Source organism: Brevefilum fermentans (assembly GCF_900184705.1).
Lineage (GTDB): Bacteria > Chloroflexota > Anaerolineae > Anaerolineales > Anaerolineaceae > Brevifilum > Brevifilum fermentans.
The window spans coordinates 1,427,291-1,448,131 of record NZ_LT859958.1 but is presented as its reverse complement, the minus strand read 5'-3'; the positions used below and the strand labels follow the sequence as shown (position 1 = coordinate 1,448,131).

17 protein-coding genes are annotated in these 20,841 nt (G+C 44.3%); 13 read left to right on the top strand and 4 right to left on the bottom strand.

Going from position 1 to position 20,841, the window contains the following annotated elements; genetic code table 11:
• Positions 1-68 precede the first annotated feature (68 nt).
• Positions 69-1,043, bottom strand: a complete 975-nt coding sequence (locus CFX1CAM_RS06340; RefSeq protein ID WP_087862215.1) for an LCP family protein — start codon at positions 1,041-1,043, stop codon at positions 69-71.
• Positions 1,044-1,220: 177 nt separating this feature from the next.
• Positions 1,221-2,618 (bottom strand): glycerate kinase type-2 family protein, encoded by a 1,398-nt coding sequence (locus CFX1CAM_RS06335; protein ID WP_087862214.1) that lies wholly within the window; start codon positions 2,616-2,618, stop codon positions 1,221-1,223.
• Positions 2,619-2,767: 149 nt separating this feature from the next.
• Between CFX1CAM_RS06335 and CFX1CAM_RS06330 the strand changes: the two genes are divergently transcribed.
• From CFX1CAM_RS06330 to CFX1CAM_RS06320, 3 genes are all read left to right on the top strand, one after another.
• Entirely contained in the window at positions 2,768-4,873 is a 2,106-nt protein-coding gene (locus CFX1CAM_RS06330; protein ID WP_197687098.1) for an acetate--CoA ligase family protein, read from the top strand.
• A gap of 198 nt (positions 4,874-5,071) precedes the next feature.
• Positions 5,072-5,845, top strand: coding sequence for an HAD-IIA family hydrolase (locus CFX1CAM_RS06325; protein WP_087862213.1), 774 nt, complete (start codon positions 5,072-5,074; stop codon positions 5,843-5,845).
• A 32-nt stretch (positions 5,846-5,877) separates the two neighbouring features.
• Positions 5,878-6,909, top strand: coding sequence for a L,D-transpeptidase (locus CFX1CAM_RS06320; protein WP_087862212.1), 1,032 nt, complete (start codon positions 5,878-5,880; stop codon positions 6,907-6,909).
• Here CFX1CAM_RS06320 and hemW read toward each other — a convergent pair whose 3' ends face one another.
• Positions 6,910-8,091: a radical SAM family heme chaperone HemW gene (gene hemW, locus CFX1CAM_RS06315; protein ID WP_087862211.1), complete on the bottom strand. Its 1,182-nt coding sequence runs from the start codon at positions 8,089-8,091 to the stop codon at positions 6,910-6,912. It lies immediately after the preceding gene.
• An 83-nt stretch (positions 8,092-8,174) separates the two neighbouring features.
• Here hemW and CFX1CAM_RS06310 point away from each other — a divergent pair, with 83 nt between their 5' ends.
• Complete coding sequence (locus tag CFX1CAM_RS06310) at positions 8,175-9,323, top strand: LysM peptidoglycan-binding domain-containing protein (RefSeq protein WP_087862210.1); 1,149 nt, start codon at positions 8,175-8,177, stop codon at positions 9,321-9,323.
• Positions 9,324-9,371: 48 nt separating this feature from the next.
• Here the strand turns inward: CFX1CAM_RS06310 and trxB are convergent, their stop codons facing one another.
• Positions 9,372-10,328, bottom strand: a complete 957-nt coding sequence (gene trxB, locus CFX1CAM_RS06305; protein WP_087862209.1) for a thioredoxin-disulfide reductase — start codon at positions 10,326-10,328, stop codon at positions 9,372-9,374.
• Positions 10,329-10,541: 213 nt separating this feature from the next.
• Between trxB and CFX1CAM_RS06300 the strand changes: the two genes are divergently transcribed.
• From CFX1CAM_RS06300 to pyk, 9 genes are all read left to right on the top strand, one after another.
• Positions 10,542-11,912, top strand: a complete 1,371-nt coding sequence (locus tag CFX1CAM_RS06300; protein ID WP_157891760.1) for a dipeptidase — start codon at positions 10,542-10,544, stop codon at positions 11,910-11,912.
• A 19-nt stretch (positions 11,913-11,931) separates the two neighbouring features.
• Positions 11,932-12,816 carry a DUF1385 domain-containing protein gene (locus CFX1CAM_RS06295; RefSeq protein WP_087862207.1) on the top strand — a complete coding sequence of 295 codons (885 nt, stop codon included), beginning with the start codon at positions 11,932-11,934 and terminating at the stop codon, positions 12,814-12,816.
• 32 nt (positions 12,817-12,848) lie between these two features.
• Positions 12,849-13,460 (top strand): helix-hairpin-helix domain-containing protein, encoded by a 612-nt coding sequence (locus tag CFX1CAM_RS06290; RefSeq protein WP_162287662.1) that lies wholly within the window; start codon positions 12,849-12,851, stop codon positions 13,458-13,460.
• A 275-nt stretch (positions 13,461-13,735) separates the two neighbouring features.
• A complete protein-coding gene (locus CFX1CAM_RS06285) occupies positions 13,736-15,835 on the top strand; it encodes an HD family phosphohydrolase (RefSeq protein ID WP_087862205.1) in 2,100 nt (699 codons plus the stop codon).
• On the top strand, positions 15,832-16,302 hold the full coding sequence (ybeY, locus tag CFX1CAM_RS06280) for an rRNA maturation RNase YbeY (RefSeq protein WP_087862204.1): 471 nt from the start codon (positions 15,832-15,834) through the stop codon (positions 16,300-16,302). The genes CFX1CAM_RS06285 and ybeY overlap by 4 nt, the downstream gene beginning before the upstream one ends.
• Positions 16,299-17,150, top strand: coding sequence for a hypothetical protein (locus CFX1CAM_RS06275; protein ID WP_087862203.1), 852 nt, complete (start codon positions 16,299-16,301; stop codon positions 17,148-17,150). The genes ybeY and CFX1CAM_RS06275 overlap by 4 nt, the downstream gene beginning before the upstream one ends.
• A gap of 24 nt (positions 17,151-17,174) precedes the next feature.
• Positions 17,175-18,113: an ornithine carbamoyltransferase gene (argF, locus tag CFX1CAM_RS06270; RefSeq protein ID WP_087862202.1), complete on the top strand. Its 939-nt coding sequence runs from the start codon at positions 17,175-17,177 to the stop codon at positions 18,111-18,113.
• On the top strand, positions 18,055-19,308 hold the full coding sequence (gene rocD / locus CFX1CAM_RS06265) for an ornithine--oxo-acid transaminase (RefSeq protein ID WP_269457032.1): 1,254 nt from the start codon (positions 18,055-18,057) through the stop codon (positions 19,306-19,308). Before argF ends, rocD begins: the two co-directional genes overlap by 59 nt.
• 24 nt (positions 19,309-19,332) lie before the next feature.
• Complete coding sequence (gene pyk, locus CFX1CAM_RS06260; RefSeq protein ID WP_087862200.1) at positions 19,333-20,781, top strand: pyruvate kinase; 1,449 nt, start codon at positions 19,333-19,335, stop codon at positions 20,779-20,781.
• Positions 20,782-20,841: the final 60 nt, after the last annotated feature.

Sequence of the window (20,841 nt, the reverse complement as noted above, 5' to 3'; positions counted from 1 at the left end):
ATTATATTTTGTATTGATAATTGTACTTGATTTCCGATAGAATAACAAAATAATCTCCATCGGTTTGATTAATCAAAGGTTAAAGCTTCCTGCAAAATGGCTTGAATGGCTTCAGTGTTGGGGAGCAACACGCTGGCGCCTGCTGGTGTGGTCCAACTGGTAACTTCATTGGGACCGATGATATATTTTCTGACACCTTCTTCGCTATTGATTTTTCCAGCAAACTTAACCATAGGCAAGATTTTGTCCGGATTAATATTGCTTTCAACCTGGGTATTAAATATTTCCAGCAAAAGCGGCATCTTTATCAATCCTTCAGGGCTGATCGATTTATTAAAAATCGCCTTGACCACTTCCTGATTCCGTCGCATCCGGTCAAAATCGCTGGAGTTGTAACGTGCCCTGACATACCATAAAGCCCAATCCCGATCCATGGTGATCGTTCCAGGGTGAACCTCACACCATTTATTCGGATTGAGATAGGTTTCACAAGCATCGGCTGTGTATTTGTCGGTAGTGACCTCAATCCCACCCAGAATATCGATCACTTTCATAAAACCTTCCATATCAATCAACGCATATTGCGTTGGGTAAACGCCAAAATTCGTTTGCAACGTGTCAGCTAGCAACTGAAAACCGCCCATCTGCATGGCCGTATTGATACGCTGTTCACCATAACCTGGAATCGATACCCATAGGTCCCGAGGAAAAGAAACTATGCTTGCCTTTCCGGAGCTCCCATCTAAGGCGACCAGGATAATCGTATCTGTCCGAAGTCCAGCTTCTGGGCGATAATCTGATCCTAAAATCATATATAACTGAACCCCAGAAAATGGCTCTAAATCGGCCACACCCGGGTTTGCATCGGGTTTGGGCGCCAATAAAGACCCTTCATTGTATCCGTCCAGCAGTTGAAATATCGGTAGCATTGAGCGAAATCGGGTCGCCCCCAGGTAAATCATCAGGCTTGATATTAAGAACACCGCGGTCAGGAAGATCAGTAACAATGCCTGTCCATACAGGCGCTTATTTTTAGATTTCATAATAAAGTCATCTCCAGATTGATCATATTTGGGGAACCATTCTAAAGCAACTTGTATTTATACCTTAAAGCGAGAATTGTGTCAGCAAAAAAGAGATCGTTTTCTTGATTTTAGAATATTCTTTAATAATATTGTAGCCATTTGAAATTTATTATAATTAAGAAATTTTTCAACGGATCAATTTATCAGCAAGAGCATCAAATCGTTGACATTAGTTCCCGTTGCGCCGGTTTTGATCAATCCCCCCAGGGATTCATGGTAATGATATGAATCATTGTTATTGATGTAGTCATTGATATCCAATCCTAATTCTTCCATGCCCTCACGGAAAACAAACCCATCGATGGCTGCCCCAGCAGCATCGGTTGGACCGTCTTCACCGTCGCTCGCAAATGAGATAAATAAAACACCGTGTTTTTCTGCCAACCTTGGCACTAATTTTAATGCTAAATCCATATTTCTCCCGCCCAAACCGTCTCCAGTGACATTGACTGTAGGTTCACCACCGAAAATAATACAGGCTGGTCTTGAAACAGGTTGATTATATGCCAGCGCGGTATAAGCAATGCCAGCAATAAAACTCGCTACGTGTTCTGTTAAACCTGTCAAAGCTGAGGTTATGATAGTTGCATAATAGCCTAAAGCCTTTGCTTTTTCCAGCGCAGCTTCTGCTGCGTGGAAATTTGTTCCAACAAGAATATTCAAGTTTTTCTTCGTTGGTATTTGCCCTGGTTTGAGCGTTTCTGGGACAAGCCCATCTCTACCCTTTTCCAGATGGGACAAAATCGCTCGAGGCACTTGATCAAGAACGGCATAGCGATCAAGAACATCGATTGCATCCTGATAGTTGGTCGGATCTGGGACTGTTGGTCCTGAAGCGATGACATCCAACCGGTCACCAATTACATCAGATAGAATTAATGTTGCCACGCTGGCAGGTTGAAGGCGAACAGCAAGCCCTCCCCCTTTCACTTGGTCCAGATGTTTTCTGAGTGTATTAATTTCTTCAATATCAGCGCCGCTTTTCAATAGAATTCTGTTCAATGCTTGCAGGTCATCAAGAGTAATGCCACGAACAGGATTGGTGAAAAGCGCAGACCCACCCCCTGAGATCACTACGATCACCAGATCTTCTTTCGTCATTTCCGGGAGATTGTGCAGTATCAATTGTGTTGAATTAATCGAATCATTCGATGGGAGCGGATGTCCACCCAAATATACACGCAATTTGTTTTTTAAACCATTTTCAGCCATGAATTTTGGATCCTTTGTAATAACCATGGACTGAAAAAGAACAGAACCCAGTTTATCAATTACTGCTCTTGCCATTGGCACAGCGGCTTTCCCAAAACCGATTAGAAATACTCGTTTAAATTGGTTGAGGTCAAAAACATTTTGATCGATGAAAATCTTCCTATTTTGTAGATGGACTCGTTTAAAGGTGCAGGTATATGGGTCAACCGCATGAATTGCAGCGGAGAGTATCTCACATGCGTCAAATCCAAGCTTGCCATTGCGCGCAACTACTTTGTTCATCAAGTTATTTTTGTTAAGAAATATATTTTCTTGAGACATTGCGATAAACCTCAACAATTATCTGGATAATTGTCATAGATAATTTGATTAACACAATTATAAGGTACAATAGCCGTTGGTATTGCATCAGTTTCATCGAGGCAATTACCTAAACTGAACTTAGAAAATTATTTCTCTAGGAGGAACTCGTGGATGATGTATTGACTGGTCTATTAAGACCAAAGGGAATCGCCGTTGTTGGCGCTTCGGCTACACCGGGGAAAATTGGGCACACTGTGGTGAAAAACCTGATCGACGGTGGGTATAAAGACGGAATCTATCCGATCAACCCCACAGCAGATGAGATTCTTGGATATAAGGTATATAAATCTGTGCTGGACGTTCCGGATCCAATCGATGCCGCTGTGATCACCATTCCGGCGAAATATGTCATGGAAACGGTAAAAGAATGCGGGGAAAAAGGTGTCAAAGGGCTGATTGTCATTACTTCTGGCTTCAGCGAAGTTGGTGAAGTTGAACTTGAAAAAGAATTGGTCCGCCTGGCTCATTCTTATGGCATGCGAGTCCTTGGACCGAATATCGTCGGCACGCTATCCAATTCGGATAAATTGAATGCATCGTTTGCACCATTCTTGCCGTTAGTGGGAACATCATCTCTGGTGTCCCAGAGTGGTGCACTTTTGATTGCCATTGACGCCATCACCTATACCCGCGGAATTGGATTTGATAAATTAATCTCGATTGGGAACATGTCCGATGTAAATATCGCTGACACAGTCGGTTGGCTTAATGAAGATGAGAGTACAAGGTGCATCACATTGTATATTGAAGGTTTAAAAGATGGTCGACGGTTTATCAATGAATGTGCAAAAGCGAAAAAACCGATTGTGGTGCTAAAGGCAGGTGTTTCTGAACACGGCGCAGTCGCAGCAGCTTCACACACCGGCTCATTAGCTGGCGCGCGACATATTTATGGGGCAGCCTTTGAACAAGCCGGAGCCATTCAGGCAACGGACCTGAGTGATCTGTTTAACAGCACTTTAGCATTGTCTCTGCAGCCTCCCATGCGAGGAGAAAATTTACTGATCATCACCAATGGAGGTGGAGTTGGCGTTTTAGCTACCGATTCAGCCGAATCAGCTGGCATTCCCCTAAAATTCGCTCCTGAAACCGTTCAGGAAGAATTCAAGAAGCACATGCCCTCTTTTGGCTCAGCAAAAAACCCTGTTGATTTAACAGGCATGGCTGGTAATGATTGGTACTTTGAAACCACTAAATTCGCCCTTTCACATGATTGGGTTGATGGGTTGATCGTTCTGTATTGTGAAACCGCAATCACAAACCCGATGGAAATCGCGCAATCCTTGTATAACGCGCTTAAAGAAACTGGCATAACGGACAAACCGATCACCACTTCTTTCGTTGGAGGTGAGCGATCAGACAGTGCCATGCAGTGGCTGGTTGAGAATGGCATTCCGGCATATAACGACCCGGACCTGGCAGTTAAAGCCATGGGAACCCTGCGTGAGTACGCAGTTTTGCAGGACTTAAAAAATAGCCCCATTAATAATGACCACGAAGTGGATAGGCAAACTGCGCTGGATATTATCGCCAATGTAAGGGCAGAAGGTCGAACCGGACTGACCGAGGTTGAATCAAAGAGTATCTTCAAAGCCTATGGCTTGCCGATTGTTCGTTCAGATTTAGCGACCAGTGAGGATGAAGCCGTAAAATTGGCAGAATCCTACGGTTACCCGATTGTTATGAAAATTGTCTCCCCGGATATTCTCCACAAGTCCGACGCAGGCGGCGTAAAGGTCAACATCAATAGTGAGGCTGAAATTCGCGAAGCTTATCAAACAATTCTCACAAACGCGAAAGCCCATAAACCTGATGCAGAAATTCACGGTATTTTAGTTCAGGAAATGGCACCCTGGGGTACAGAAACGATTGTTGGATCTGTCAATGATGTTACTTTTGGTCCCACGGTGATGTTCGGCCTTGGTGGTATTTTCGTTGAAGTTCTGAAAGACGTCGTTTTCCGGGTTGCCCCCATCTCTGATATGGAAGCCATTAAGATGCTGGACGCCATTCGAGGAGCACCCATACTCGATGGAGTGCGTGGAGAAGGCCCTAGGGACAAGAAGGCACTCGCTGAGGTTCTGTCGAAGTATGCCTATATGATCAGCGATCTGGGAGAACATATCCAGGAATCAGATGCCAACCCTATTCTGGTTTACGAAGTAGGTAAAGGCGTCAAAATCGTTGACGCAAGGATCATTTTAAAAGACTGACCCTCCTATATCAATTAAAAGATATACGCCACTGACAACGTTGGTCGGTGGCGTAATATTTTTAATGTTTAGAAACATTCGATAAGGTTGGCAGGACAAATTTTTACATTATCACGAACAACAATTTCAAAGCGATAACTAAACGGCAAAATAGCAGTAAAATACCTGTTCAACGAACCACAGGACAAAAGAGATCACATGAAAAATTTTCTGATTGATATGGATGGTGTGTTAGTCCAGGGAAAAACAATTATCCCAGGAGCCGATGTTTTCATTCAAAAATTAATTAAACAAAAGCGTAAGTTTCTCTTGCTAACCAATAACCCGATCTACACACCCAGGGACTTGGCTCACCGCTTACAGGAAGCCGGGCTTCAAATTCACGAAAAACAGATTTTTACATCTGCCCTGGCAACTGCTGCTTTCTTGCATTCACAACGCCCCGACGGAACAGCCTACGTCCTTGGTGAAAGTGGTTTGACACAGGCCATTCATGAAATTGGTTATATTATTACAGATATTAATCCAGATTATGTTGTGCTGGGTGAAACCCATGCATATCATTTTGAGATGATTAAGAAAGCCATCCGGCTGATAAATATGCATGGTTCTCGTTTCATTGCCACTAACCCTGACCCATCCGGGCCAAGTGAGGACGGGCTTGTCCCTGCCTGTGGTGCGATGGCTGCCCTGATTGAAAAAGCCAGCGGAATCGCACCGTTTTTTGTCGGAAAACCCAACCCCTTGATGATGCGTACCGCTCTGAATTACCTCAATGTCCATTCAGAAAATACAATCATGGTTGGTGACCGCATGGATACAGATATCGTTGCCGGTGTTACCAGTGGAATGGAAACCATTCTCGTACTCAGCGGGGTAACTGAATTAGGCGAAATTGAAAAATATCCTTATCGTCCCACGCATATCAAACCATCTGTCGCCGAAATCGAACCGAAGGATTTTGATAATTGACTGAGTGCTAATTTTCGATATAATTCCTTTTTATGCCTAAGAAGACCTTGTCACGTAGGAAATTTCTCAAACTGTCTGCTTTAAGCCTTGGAGCGCTTGCTTTTCGCCCCCTGGAAAAGTTGCACCAAACCCAGCATCCACGCTTGGTGAGGGTCAGCGGCGTAGGAAACATCAAATCAGTCAGCATCCATAAAGAGCCTAACGAAGATAGTGTCATTCTTTATCAACGGGCAAAAGATGATTTGATCAACGTTTACGATGAAATTGAATCAAAATATGGGCCGGAATACAACCCGATCTGGTACCGGGTTTGGGGCGGTTATGTCCATCGAAAATGGCTGGCTGAAGTCAAACACGTGTTAAACCCCCTTACCGATACCATCCATGAGGAAGGACAACTGGGTGAAATAACTGTCCCCTACACACGTGCGCTGCTGTACTCGTCCCGCAACGGCTGGGATCCTGTTTATCGCTTGTATTATCAAACCCTGCACTGGATACGGGATATCATCACCGGGCCAGATAATCGACCCTGGTACCAGTTAGAAGATCAGTTAAATAAAGTCAAGTATGCTATCCCTGCAGAACATATGCGGGTTATGGACGATTCGGAATTCGATCCCATCTCCCCGGACGTTCCTCCAGGGGAAAAACGTATTGAGATATCAATATCAAGGCAGTTATTGACCGCCTATGAAGGTGACCAGATTGTTCTACAAACAAAGGTCTCTACGGGCTCGCTGACGCCGCTTCAAAAAACGCCTACCGGTAAATTTGTTATCGACCCAAAGCATCCTTCGAAGCATATGGGTAATGGGCAAGTGACTTCGGATATTTATGCTTATGAGCTGGTCGGAGTTCCGTGGAATTGTTTTTTTGATTGGGAGGGCGGAATCGCCACCCATGGGACCTACTGGCACAACAATTACGGAACTCCGATGAGCCGTGGATGCGTCAATATGCGTATTCATGAGGCAAAATGGTTGTACCTGTGGACAACCCCACATGGTGGGCCCCATGATCGCGTTGTCAATGGTTATGGCACAAGTGTCACCGTGATTTAATTAAATAAATCGCAAAAACACCTGGTTGGCGACCATGAGCCCCCTCCTGGTCAATTTTAAGTTTGATTGCTTCAATCCACCCCATTCAATCAACCCAAGATGCAACAACTCCTCAACCTGTTCTTTGAAAACTTCCAGCACGGATTTGCCAAAACTCCTCTCAAATCGATCTAATGATACGCCGTCTTTTACCAAACGCAGGGCCAACCACATTGAATCCTTCATTTGGGTGATGTCATCAATCTTAGTAGTACGAATTGTCGCAGGCGTTTCAGGTAAGCCTACGCGAAATTCGCCCCTTTTTCTCATCCGTGTAATATAATTTTCAATGCCCGAAACATTTTCAGTCCGGATCGTGTTGATATAACCATGCGCCCCAGCTCCAATGCCGATATAGGGTTGATTCAACCAGTACTGCATGTTATGCATGCATCGAAATTGATTTTCCTCGTCGCGTTTCGCCCAATTCGAGATCTCATAATGTTCATACCCCGCCCGGTCCAGATAGTCGATGGTGAATTCGTACATATCTGCACCGAGGTCTTCATCTTGAGGGGTCATCAACCCTCTTTGATACCAATCATGCAAAGATGTTCCGGGTTCAATCATCAGACTGTAAATCGAAAAATGCTCCGGTGCCAGCGCAACGGCCCTACTAAGCGAGTTCTCCCATGCGGTGAGGTCCTGCCAGGGCAGGTGATTGATCATATCCAAATTAATATTGTGGAAACCTGCGCGCCTGGCAAAAACAAACGCATCCAGAATATCATCTACAGTATGCGTGCGTCCCAAACGGATTAAATCCCTCGCATTGGTAGACTGAATGCCAAAGCTGATCCGATTGAAACTAAGGGCACGCAAGCTCGTAAGATAGGGCAAAGATACTGTACCCGGGTTAGCCTCAAGGCTGATCTCACATTTTTCCGCGATTGAAGTCAGCTCAAAAAGGGCATTGAATAGTTTTTGATATTCAGTAACCGGGACAAGAGAAGGCGTGCCGCCTCCAAAATAAATCGAATGTAAAGGAAATGGCGATATATATTCAGATACGATACGGATTTCTTCAACTAATGAGTCAACATAATCAGGGATTAATGACTCTTTGCCAGCGTATGTGTTAAAATCACAATAATGGCAGCGCTGGATACAAAACGGAATGTGTATGTAGAGACTATAATTCATCAGCAGATTTATATTACTCCAATGGCGTTACAATGAATATTGCATGCATCAAAACCTATGAGGTATACTAGTCCGGATTAATTATGAACTCAGAAAAGAATTCTTCTTCAACAAAACTATGCCCGGTTTGCGGCACCCGTTTAACCGCAACGGCTTCCCGGTGCCTGGTATGCGGCACCGAGCTTGATCAAAAGACCGATGCCACAAAATCGGCAAATATTCGCGCAAAACGACTTCCTGAGGTGACACTCAGTTTGCCCGCAATATTGGGCCTCCTCGTCTTGTTTCTTGCACTTATTGCTTTGGTCTTATTCTTAGTGATCAACGGCAAAGCAAATGTGCCTGTTGAGACAGCAGAGGTAGCCGTTATTGAAGGCACAGCTACGCCAAGCCCAACAATCACGGAAACGCCAACCAACACACTAACACCAACTGAGGCACCAACCTGGACACCGTTGCCACCTATTCCTTATATTGTCAAGCCCGGTGAAGCTTGTGCAGGCATCGCCGCTGCTTTCGGCGTTTCCGTTCAAAGTATCATCCTGGAAAACAACCTGCCAGCAAATTGTGATTTGTACGAAGAACAGGAGCTACTGATTCCTCAACCAACTCCTACAGCCTCACCGCAACCTACAGCTACACTGAGTGATGTTGAAAAGACCGAAGCAGCCTGCGAGACGATTTCTTACGTCGTTCAGGCGAATGACACGCTCAGCTCAATTGCCAACACCTACAACGTTGCCATGGCAACGATTCGTGAGTATAACGGGCTTCTTAGCGATACAGTTTTCGAAGGTCGGACCCTGTATATCCCACTATGTCAGCGCCGCCCCACCGCGGGTCCAACGCCAACCCCGACACAACTTCCACCTTATCCTGCTCCTGTCTTGCTTCTGCCTGCCGACGGTGCATCTTTCATTTCTGTATCGGACACCATTACACTCCAATGGGCTGCTGTCGGTGCTTTAGAGACAAATGAGGCCTATGCTGTAACCATTACAGATCTGACAAGCGAAAACACCTGGACCACCACTGAATATGTCAGAGGCACATCCTTTATTATTCCTGCTTCTTTTGCTCCAGCAGAAAGCAGACCACATGTTTTTCGATGGTCGGTTTATATTGTCCGGCAAATTGGTAGCAGTGAAGAGAATGGTGAAAACTGGGAGATTGCGGGCAAACACAGTGAGGAACGAGTCTTCGCCTGGATGAATTCATCCGCAGCGCCTTAAAAAGTAAAAACCGGAGGAAATCTCCTCCGGTTTTTTGTGAATCACTTACTACGAACCATCACTTTCCAAATCTTCCAAATAGCGCGTCGCTTGGATTCCTGCTGCTGCGCCCATGCCTGCAGAAGTAATCACCTGCCGAAAGTGGGGGTCAGCAATCTCACCAGCAGCAAACACACCCGATACTGATGTTTCCATGAAGCGATTGACTTTGATGTAACCTTCTTCATCCAGCTCTAATTGACCTTCAAACAATTGGCGATTGGGTTCATTCCCGATAAAAATGAAAACACCATCGATAGAAACAATGTTTTCTTCATTTGTTATAACGTCTTTTAGCTTAGCCGCTTGTAGGCTGTCATCTCCTATTATTTCAGTGACAACAGAATTCCAAATAAAGCTGATTTTTGGATTGGCAAAGGCACGTTTCTGCAAAAAAGCACCTGCTCTTAATTTGTCACGTCGGTGAATGATGGTCACAGATTTAGCAAAACGAGTCAAAAAAATGCCCTCTTCCAATGCACTATCACCTCCGCCGACCACAATCACATCTTTGTCCTTAAAGAACCAGCCATCACACGTTCCACAATAGGAGACGCCGCGCCCAGTAAATTTTTTCTCACCCGGAACATTTAGCTTTTTGTGTGTTGCCCCTGTTGAAATGATTATGCTTTTCGCTGCATAAGTGCTGCTGTAAGTCTTGACAATAAACGGGTATTTCTGTAAATCAACACTTATCGCCTGATCCATAACAACCTCGGCGCCAAAACGTTCTGCCTGAGATTGAAACAATAGCCCTAATTCAGAGCCACCAATCCCGTTTGGAAAACCAGGATAATTTTCAATAATATCCGTTGATCCAGCTTGACCGTGCAGGGACATTCCTGTTAATATCAGAGACGACAAAAAAGCCCTGGCAGTGTACAATGCAGCAGTGAGCCCAGCTGGACCGGAACCAAGAATAATTACATCTTTTGTATTGGTGGCATTTTCGTTAATTTCTGACATGGTTCAATGATCACTCCTGTTAATTTAAGTTCTAGACGCAGTTTTTAATTTTTGGATCCATCGGATTTTTACCAAAAACACTTAACCATATCAGTTTACCCCATTTGAATGCATTTTTATATACCTGTTCTAACTTCCCTGGAAGAACCTCAGAATACCAAAACATTTAAATTGACTTATAATGAAATCGATTACACCAACCAAAGGATGATTATGAAAACGAAACTTGTCAATAACGCATTGAATTATTATCTTGAAAATCAAAGCGAACTAAGAAATGAATTGCTAGATTTTCTGCGCATACCCTCCATTTCGACCAGCGAAGCCCACCAACCAGACATATTGCTGGCTGCAGATTTTCTTGTAAAGAAGTTAACACAGCTCGGGTTTGAGAAGGTCATATCATTTCCCACAGCAAACCACCCGATTGTTTACGCAGAGAAGATGGTTGACCCGCAAAAGCCGACTGTTTTGATTTATGGGCATTATGATGTTCAACCCACAGACCCCCTTGATGAGTGGAATAGCCCCCCATTCGAACCACAAATTGAAGGTGAATATCTGTATGCTCGCGGTTCATCCGATATGAAGGGGCAAATTTGGGCTTCGGTCTCTGCATTACAATCCATCCTCCGGACCACCGAATTGCCGGTTAATATCAAATATATTCTTGAAGGCGAAGAGGAAATTGGGTCTCCAAGCTTGGAGCCCTTCTTAAAACAGAACAAAGCCCTGTTAAGCTGTGATATTGTCATAAATCCAGATGGTGGGATGCTGGCACCCGACAAACCTACACTCATCTATGCTTTAAGGGGGATGGCTTACTTCGAATTGCGCGTTTTTGGTCCTTCTGCAGATTTACATTCAGGTCTTTTTGGCGGCGTTGTTGACAATCCTGCGAATGTCCTCAGTCGTTTGATCGGCGGAATGCACGATGAATTGGGTCGCGTCACTTTGCCGGGCTTTTACGACCGGGTTCGTGAGATCTCCCCCGAAGAAAGTGAAGAATTATCCAAAATTGAAATCGATGAAGAAGTCTATAAGGCGATAACCGGCGTACCCGCTTTGGGCGGTGAAGTTGGTTTTCAACCCGTTGAACGAATCGGCGCCAGGCCCACACTTGATGTAAATGGGTTGTACGCCGGCTTTATCGAAAAAGGCGCTAAAACGATCATTCCAGCCTATGCAATGGCTAAAATATCCACTCGCTTGGTGCCAGACCAAGATCCAGAAGACGTTGAAAAAGGTTTTAGAGCTTACCTGGAAGAAAATGCACCTGAATCTGTTCGTTGGGAGCTGGACCTCCTGTCTGGCGCACCTGCTTATCTTGCCGAAGCGGAAGCACCAGGAGTGAGCTTTTTTATCGATGCATTAAAACAAACCTGGGGTGTTCAACCATTTCGAAAGCGAGAGGGTGGTTCGATCCCGGTCGCAACTTCAATGAAAGATATCCTCGGGGTTGATTCAATCATCACCGGATTTGGATTACCAGACGACCAGATCCACTCACCGAATGAAAGAATGCATTTGCCCACGCATGCCAAGGGTGTGCAGACATTAATCCGTTTCTTTTTAAGTTTTTAATGTCACTAAGGAACATTTTATGAATGAAAGAATGCCCTCTTACGGCGGTCAAGCCGTGATTGAAGGTGTCCTCATGCGTGGTAAACACGTCGTCGCTATGGCCAACAGGGCGCCTAACAATGAAATCGTGGTCACCCATGAGGAATTAACCGGTCTTTACTCCAGCCCTCTGACCAAGGTCCCTTTTTTACGCGGGCTCGTCGGCTTATGGGACGCTCTAGGTCTTGGGGTTCGCTATCTTACCCTCTCAGCCAACATCCAAACTGGTGATGATGAAAAAATCGAAGGACCCGCGCTCTTTTTTACGGTGATTTTCTCATTGGCACTGGGCATTGGCATTTTCTTCTTGTTGCCAGCATTGATATCTGGTTTGTTGTTAAAATTCTTCGAAATAAGAACATGGGCAGCCAATTTAATTGAAGGAGTTCTTCGTTTAATTTTATTGATCGTTTACCTGTGGGGCATTGGGAAAATGCCGGAAATCCAACGAGTGTTTATGTACCATGGCGCTGAGCATAAAACGATCAATGCTTTTGAAGGCGGCGCAGAATTGACCCCTGAAAAGGTTTCAACCTTTTCTCTTCAACATCCCAGATGTGGAACCTCTTTTATTTTAACATTGGTGGTGTTGTCAATTATTCTTTTCTCTTTGTTTGGTCCCCTCCCCCTTCACTGGCGTTTGCTCTCACGCCTGTTGATGATCCCGGTGTTAGCTGGCATAGCATATGAATATATCAAACTGATGGCAAAGCACATTGATAAACCTTTCGTCAAATTGCTGTTTAAGCCTAATCTTGCGTTGCAAAACATGAGCACACGTGAACCTTCTAAAGAGATGTTGGAAGTGGCAATTCAAGCCTTTAACACAATGTACGCATTAGAAAGTGAATTTGATACAAAGTAAAATGCCCCCTCATGATTGAGAGAGACTCATCAATGAAACCCTGGTCGTTTATCCTGGCTGGCGTTCTTATTGGGCTGCTAGCTGCTGGCGCTATCCTGTTGATATCTCAACCAGAGCGAGGCGTACCAATTACGCTTTCTCCACCTCCTACGCCAACCCATACACCTTTGCCTAAGCCGACTGCAACGTCTGTGCCCATTCAGGTGCTTATTAAAGGTGAGATCGTTAATCCAGGCACCTATGCGCTTGACCGCGAAGCCAGGTTGAGAGATTTGATTGAAATGGCTGGCGGACTGACTGAAAAGGCAGATGCGGTTCGGATCAATGATGCTTTTCTTTTGCGAGATGGTGATTATTTTTACATTCCATTGGAAGGTGAATCCATACCAGAAACAGCTCGTAATGCGCCGGGTAATAATCCACTGGACAATCCGGCGTATTTTGATTATCCACTTGACCTGAATACAGCGTCTCAAGAAGCCCTCGAGTCGTTACCCGGTATCGGACCGGCCAAAGCAACGGACATCATTAATTACCGGGAACAATACGGACCATTTGAAACCATTGATGAGTTAATAAATGTGCCGGGAATCGGACCATCAATTCTTGAATCGATCAGAGAATATTTAACGATTGGTAATTAAAATGATAAACAAACATCATATTAAAATTACGAATCGTATTTTAGAATTTGAAAGCAACCGTTTTCCATTAATACTCGCTGTTTCCCTTGCCAGGATGAATTTAGACATCCCTTATTCAGGGTCTTGTTTTGAGTTTGCCCTTTGTGCTGCACACTAAGCGACTGGTCCAGCGTACAGGAAGATCGTTGATCGCAATAAATAACATGGTGTTGGACAAAAAAGGTTAACTCGTTTCATGGATAAGTGATTAAAAAAATAAAGGTATAATCTAAGCCATGGAAAGAAAGCAAATCATCCGACCAGGGTTTTTAAAGGGCTTGATTCTAATCGTATCAGCGATCCTTGCCTTTTTAATGCTCATCCTGCCTGAAATCCTAAGGCAGTCTTCATATCAAATGCAACTGGGTGATGTAGCTTCACAGGACATTCTAGCGCCCTATTCCCTCAGCTTTGAAAGCGAATTGCTAACCGATCGAGCGCGCAAGGATGCTGCCAACGCTGTTGAACCTATTTTCCTCCCAACAGATCCCAGCATCGGTCGCAGGCAGGTTGAACAATTGCGGGAGGTTTTATATTTTATTACGACAGTCAGGCTTGATCCCTTTGCTAACCTGGAACAAAAGATTTCAGATATTCAAACCCTAGATGCTCTTGCCCTTCCGGAAGAAATCATAATCCGTATTCTTCAACTGAGTGACAGTCGCTGGAACGCAATTGAAGCGGAATCAACTATCGTGCTGGAACAGATCATGCGCAACACATTGCGTGAGCCCGATATTCCAACAACTCAAGGAAACATTCTTTCACTGATTGATTTTTCATTTCCACAGGATCAGGCTGACATTGTTATGGAGCTTGTAAAACCATTCATTGTTCCCAACAGCATTTTAAGTGCAGATCTCACGGAAACAGCGATTAAAGAGGCGCGCCAGTCGGTAGAGCCCATTGTCCGGTCTTTTGTGTCCGGAGAAACACTGGTCAGATTAGGTCAAATCATCGGTGAAATTGAGTGGGAAGCGCTCCAGCGGTACGGCTTGATTCAATCGAATAATTATTGGCAAGACATTTTCGGCGCTGGTATTTTGACGTTGTTAATCACGATACTGATCAGTCTATACCACAAAAACACTTTGGTTGAAAAGACTTTTTCGGTAAAAGCAGTGCTTTTAGTCGCCGTGGTTTTCTTGTTGTTCCTTGGAATCGCCAGGTTTTTTGTCATGCACCGCACGATTGTACCGTATATTTATCCGATAGCTGCTTTTGGTTTGACTTTTTCGATTATTTTTAACTTTGAAGGCGCTCTGCTGCTGTCGTTGATCTTAGGAATAATGACAGCTTATGGCATGCCCAATGGATTTGACCTGACGATTTTCTTTGTAATTCCAACAATTATGGGCGTATTAACTCTGGGAAAAGCCAGGCGTATCGGCGCTTTCTTTTTTTCAGGTCTTACAATCGGAGTTGCAGGCATTGCGATTATTTTGGGATATCGTCTTCCCGACACGGTTACAGATATGGTTGGAATTGCGACGCTTTCCGCGGCCGCACTCATCAATGGTATCGCGGCTGCCAGCCTTACTTTGTTGCTTCAATATATCTTCTCTCAGACCCTGGGAATTACGACCTCATTGCAGCTCCTCGATACTTCACGCCCTGACCACCCCTTGCTCCAATTAATGCTCAGAAACGCACCCGGAAGTTACCAACATTCTCTGCAAGTGGCTAATCTTGCTGAACAGGCCGCTGAGGCTATTGGCGCAAATAGCTTGCTGGTTCGTGTTGGATCAATTTATCATGATTGTGGGAAATCCAGCAACCCCCATTTTTTCATAGAAAACCAAATTCAAAATGAATCCAATCCACACGATGAAATTGACCCATACCTCAGCGCACAGACAATAATCAGTCATGTTACGGATGGAGAGATCCTGGCTAGAAAATACCGCTTACCGGTGCGAATCATTGATTTCATAAAAGAACATCATGGGACAATGCATACCCATTATCAATATACGAAAGCTTTGCAAGAAGCAGAAAATCCGAATGATGTTGACAAATCTTTGTTCACTTATCCTGGTCCTCGACCACAATCCAGAGAAACTGCGTTATTAATGTTAGCCGATGGTACTGAAGCGCGTACACGAGCCGAGCGTCCTAAGGATGAGGATGAACTTAAATCATTAATCGACATTGTGTTTATGTTTTACACACAGAATAATCAATTGGATGATACCAATTTAACCTTGAAAGACCTTCAATTAATCAAGGAATCTTTTTTCCACACACTTAAAGGTTCTTACCATCCCAGGGTCAAATACCCGGCAATCATTAAAAACAACGAGACTGCCAACACCAGCAATCCTGAAAAAACATGAGCCAGGAAAATATCATTGTAAATGTAATCGTTACACCGAAAACAAAAAATAAAGTTAACCCATCAATAATTAAACACGCAGCACAAGCCACACTTCGAGCGGAGGGAAAAACGCGTGCTTCTCTATCGGTTAAAGTTACCGATGATCAAGAGATGCAGCTCCTGAATAAAACTTATCGGAATACCGACAGTACGACCGATGTGCTGGCTTTTAACCAGGATTATATCGATCCTGAAACCGATTTACTCTACCTGGGCGACATCGTCATTTCTTATGAACAGGCTAAATTGCAAGCTGATGAGCATAAGTGGGCAGTGCACGAAGAGTGTGCCCTGTTGACCATTCATGGAACGCTTCATTTACTGGGTTATGACCATTCAAATCCTGAAGAAAAAGATGAAATGTGGAACAAACAGAATAATATTCTCAGGTGTGTTATGATATCTGGGATGGAGGATAGTGCATGAAGGTCAACAAAAATTCCAGAGGATGGGGGCGGATTTTGATTTGTTTTGCTTATTTTGGGATTCTTTTCTCGCTATTTGGCATTGCAACGACCTGGTACTACAGAATTGGAATTGAAAAAGCAGTTAATGGCGTCATTGATTCTCTTGACCAAATATTAATAAATACCAATGATGGGCTGCTATTCATCGACAGCACATTGGATGTTGCTTCTGGAAACCTGGAGATTATTTCCAGTACATTGGACAACCTTATCATCACTTTAGATAATATATCGGACTCCTTGGATGCATCCGCAGATTTAATCGGTGGAGATTTAAGAGAAACAATCCTCGATACCCAGGTCGCAGTCAACTCTGCATCCCAGAGCGCTGGATTAGTGGATAATACCCTCAGGTTCATTGCCGCGATCCCATTGTTGGGCGCCGATTACCGACCGGATGTACCATTGAGCACAAGCCTGGCACAGGTTTCTGAAAGTTTGACCGATGTACCGGAGGCATTTCTCGAAATTGAACAATTCATACGCGAAACCGAAGGTGGCATGGATAATTTTCAAAGCTACATCAATGCATTATCCAAGGACATCCAAAATTTTGATGATACATTGATAAAGTCTCAAGCTTTATTGACAGAATACGAACGAATATTTTCTGATCTGCGGGAGCAATTTTCAGAAATTCGAAAACACACGTCCACATTCTTGCTGGTTGCAAGCATTATAATCACAGGCGTTTTCTTTTTGCTTGGAATTGCCCAGATCAATGTTTATTATCAAGGGAAAACGCTTCGAGACGGTGAGAAGGTTTCACTGACTCTTTCTGAGTTGACCCAAAAACAAAACGAATAACAAAAAACCAATTACGGAGGCTTAATGAAACATTTTATTGATATAGCAGACTTTTCAGTTGTTGAGTTAGAAAATATGCTTGATTTAGGCATGAAGCTCAAAGCTGAGCAGAAAAGCGGTGTATTCAGACCGCTGCTTAAAAACAAGGTGCTGGCAATGTTATTTCAAAAGCCGAGCTTGAGGACACGCGTAAGCTTTGATATGGCCATGCGTACACTTGGTGGAGATGCACTGTATTTATCGCCGCAAGAGGTAGGGCTCGGCACACGAGAATCGATCGCAGATGTTTCTCGTGTGCTTTCAGGTTATGTACAGGCTATCATGGCAAGAGTATTCGACCACGAGCACATCCTTGAATTGGCTCAATGGTCGACGGTTCCCGTCATCAACGGCTTGAGCGATTATAACCATCCCTGCCAGGCTATGGCTGATGCCATTACCATTATTGAGGAATTTGGTGAGCTAAAAGGAAAAACTGTATCTTACATCGGTGATGGCAACAATGTCGCCATCTCTTTGATGAAGATTGTCACCAAACTCGGTGGACACTATAAGATTGCGAATCCTGAGGGTTATGATATGCCTGACGAGGCTGTCAAGCAATCTCTGGGTTTTGCGGCTGATTCAGGCGGATCGGTAAGCTTGTTTAGGAAACCAGAAGATGCGGCTGAAGGCGCTGATGTCCTTTACACCGATACCTGGACCAGCATGGGGCAAGAGGAGGAAAGCAGCGAGCGGGAAAAGGTTTTTCCGCCGTATCAGATTAATGAAAAATTAATTGGATATGCAAAACCAAGTGCCATTGTTTTACACTGTCTGCCTGCGTATCGTGGTCTTGAAATAACCGATGAAGTTGCAGATGGCCCACACTCAAGGCTGTTTCCACAAGCTGAAAATCGGTTGCATGCCCAAAAAGCAATCCTTGTCAAACTACTTTATGAAGGAGATCCTGATGTTAACTAGCGAATATTTTATTAATCTTGAAGATAAACATGGCGCCCATAACTATCATCCATTAGATGTCGTCCTTGTTAAAGGCGAGGGTGTATGGGTATATGATGTTGAAGGGAAGAAATACCTTGATTGCTTAAGCGCTTATTCAGCGGTTAGCCAGGGTCATAATCATCCCAAAATCAAACAGGCGATGATTGATCAGCTTGATCGACTGACCCTGACCTCACGAGCCTTCTACAATGATAGACTCGGCCTTTTGTACAAAAAACTATCGGATATGACGGGTTACGATAAGTCTCTGCCGATGAACAGCGGCGCGGAAGCGGTTGAAACTGCCATCAAAGTCGCTCGGAAATGGGGATACCACGTGAAAGGAGTTCCGCGCCATAAAGCAGAAATTATTGTTGCAGACGGAAACTTCCATGGCAGGACAGTCACAATTATTTCATTCACTTCCACGCCCCAATATAAAGATGATTTCGGCCCCTTTACACCTGGTTTTCCCATGGTTGAGTATGGTGACATCAAGGCAATAGAAAACGCAATTAACGAAAACACGGTCGCCATCATGATCGAGCCCATTCAAGGTGAAAATGGGGTCTTGCTCCCTCCTGAGGGCTATCTGAAGGCCGTCGAAAAACTCTGCCATGAGCATAACATTCTCTTCATTGCTGACGAGATCCAAACGGGTTTGGGCCGCACTGGTGCGTTTTTTGCCTGTGACCACGAGGGCGTTCGACCGGATATCATGGTCATTGGTAAAGCCCTGTCTGGTGGTTTCTACCCTGTTTCAGCGGTTTTAGCTGATGAATCTGTTTTGGGCTTAATTGTTCCTGGCGATCACGGTTCAACTTTTGGCGGTAACCCACTCGGTGCGTCTGTGGCCATTGCCGCCTTGGATGTTATTGAAGATGAAAAGTTGGTCGAAAATTCACGGGTGTTGGGCCAATACATGATGGACTTCCTTGAAGAAATCCCCAAGAAGAACATTCTCGAAATTCGTGGTAAAGGACTGTTCATTGGCGTTGAATTAAAACATGATTTTGGTGGCGCCAGAAGAATTGCTGAGGTCTTAAGAGATAAGGGCGTATTAGCTAAAGAAACCCATGAGCACACAATACGATTTGCCCCGCCATTGGTTATCGACAAAGAAACAGTCGATTGGTTGCTGCCCATTGTGCGTGATACCTTGTTGATGGATTAATCGGTCAATTTCAGGAAAAACATTATGCATCGTTTCGCTAAAATTGTCTGCACTTTAGGCCCAAGCAGTGAAACTAAAGAGACCATTCGAGCCCTGGTCTCTGCTGGGATGGACGTTGCTCGTCTGAATTTTTCGCATGGTTCTCATGAGGAACATTCTAAGAAAATTGATATCATCCGCCAACTGTCTTCAGAAATGGGGATTCCAATTACCATCCTTCAGGATCTTCAAGGACCAAAACTCAGGGTTGGAAAGTTACCAGAAGGTGGCGTGGAATTAAGAGCGGGGGATCATGTCACTTTGAGCTCATCGAAAGCATATGTTCCTGATGATGCTGATATTTTCATCCCTTTTGAGATCCCAGATCTGCATAAATGTTTGCAACCCGGAAACCATATCCTTCTGGATGACGGCTACCTTGAAATGGAAGTGACGGCGATTAGCGGCGAAAGAATTGATGCTGTGGTTATATTGGGCGGACTGTTAAAGTCGAACAAAGGCGTCAACCTACCTGGAGCAAACCTTTCAACAGCAAGCTTTACAGAAAAAGATCGAGAAGACTTAATATTCGGCCTCAATAAAGGGGTTGATCTCGTCGCGATCTCATTTGTCCGCAGCGCAAACGATATTCTAACGGTACGAGAAGTCATAGAAACCCTTACGGAACATTCTGAAGCTGTTAAGACCCCCATTATCGCAAAGCTGGAGCGGCCGGAAGCATTAGAAGATCTTGAAAGCATCATGCAGGCTGCTGATGGCGTCATGGTTGCCCGAGGAGACCTGGGGGTTGAAATGCCTCCTGCTACAGTACCAGTTGCACAGAAAGAAATCATCGCCTGTGCCAATGCACACGGCAAGCTTGTTATTACCGCGACACAAATGTTAAATTCAATGATCGAAAACCCCCGTCCCACCAGGGCAGAAGCCACAGATGTCGCCAATGCGATTTTTGATGGAACGGATGCGGTCATGCTTTCAGGAGAAACTGCAGCTGGAAAGTTTCCAATCGAAAGTGTTGAGATGATGGCTTCCATTATTCAATGGTCAGAAAAAGACCTGAACAAATGGAGTAAGTTTGATTATTTTGCTACCCTTTCTCAACAAAAAGACTCTTTATCAATTACACGGGCAGCAAAAGAATTGGCATCCGATCGCAATGTAGCGGCAATTATTGTTTTTACTCAATCCGGTAGAACAGCACGGCTCATGTCAAAAACCAGGCCGGATGTCCCAATTTTTGCCTTTACACCGGAATTGAGGACATATCATAAAATGGGCTTGTATTGGGGTGTAACACCGATATATGTCCCTTATGCCGATACACTTGAGACAATGCTCAAACATGTGGATACTGCTATTATTACAGCAACTAAGCTCGAAAAAGGTCAAAAAGTCATCCTGATATCAGGCTTCCCGGTTGGTGCTTTCAGGCAACCTAATCTTGCCCTGTTATATACATTGGGAGAAATATAGTTCACCTTATAACGACATCGGAGCTGATCAGCTCCGATGTCGTGTTTAAATCTGAGCAGC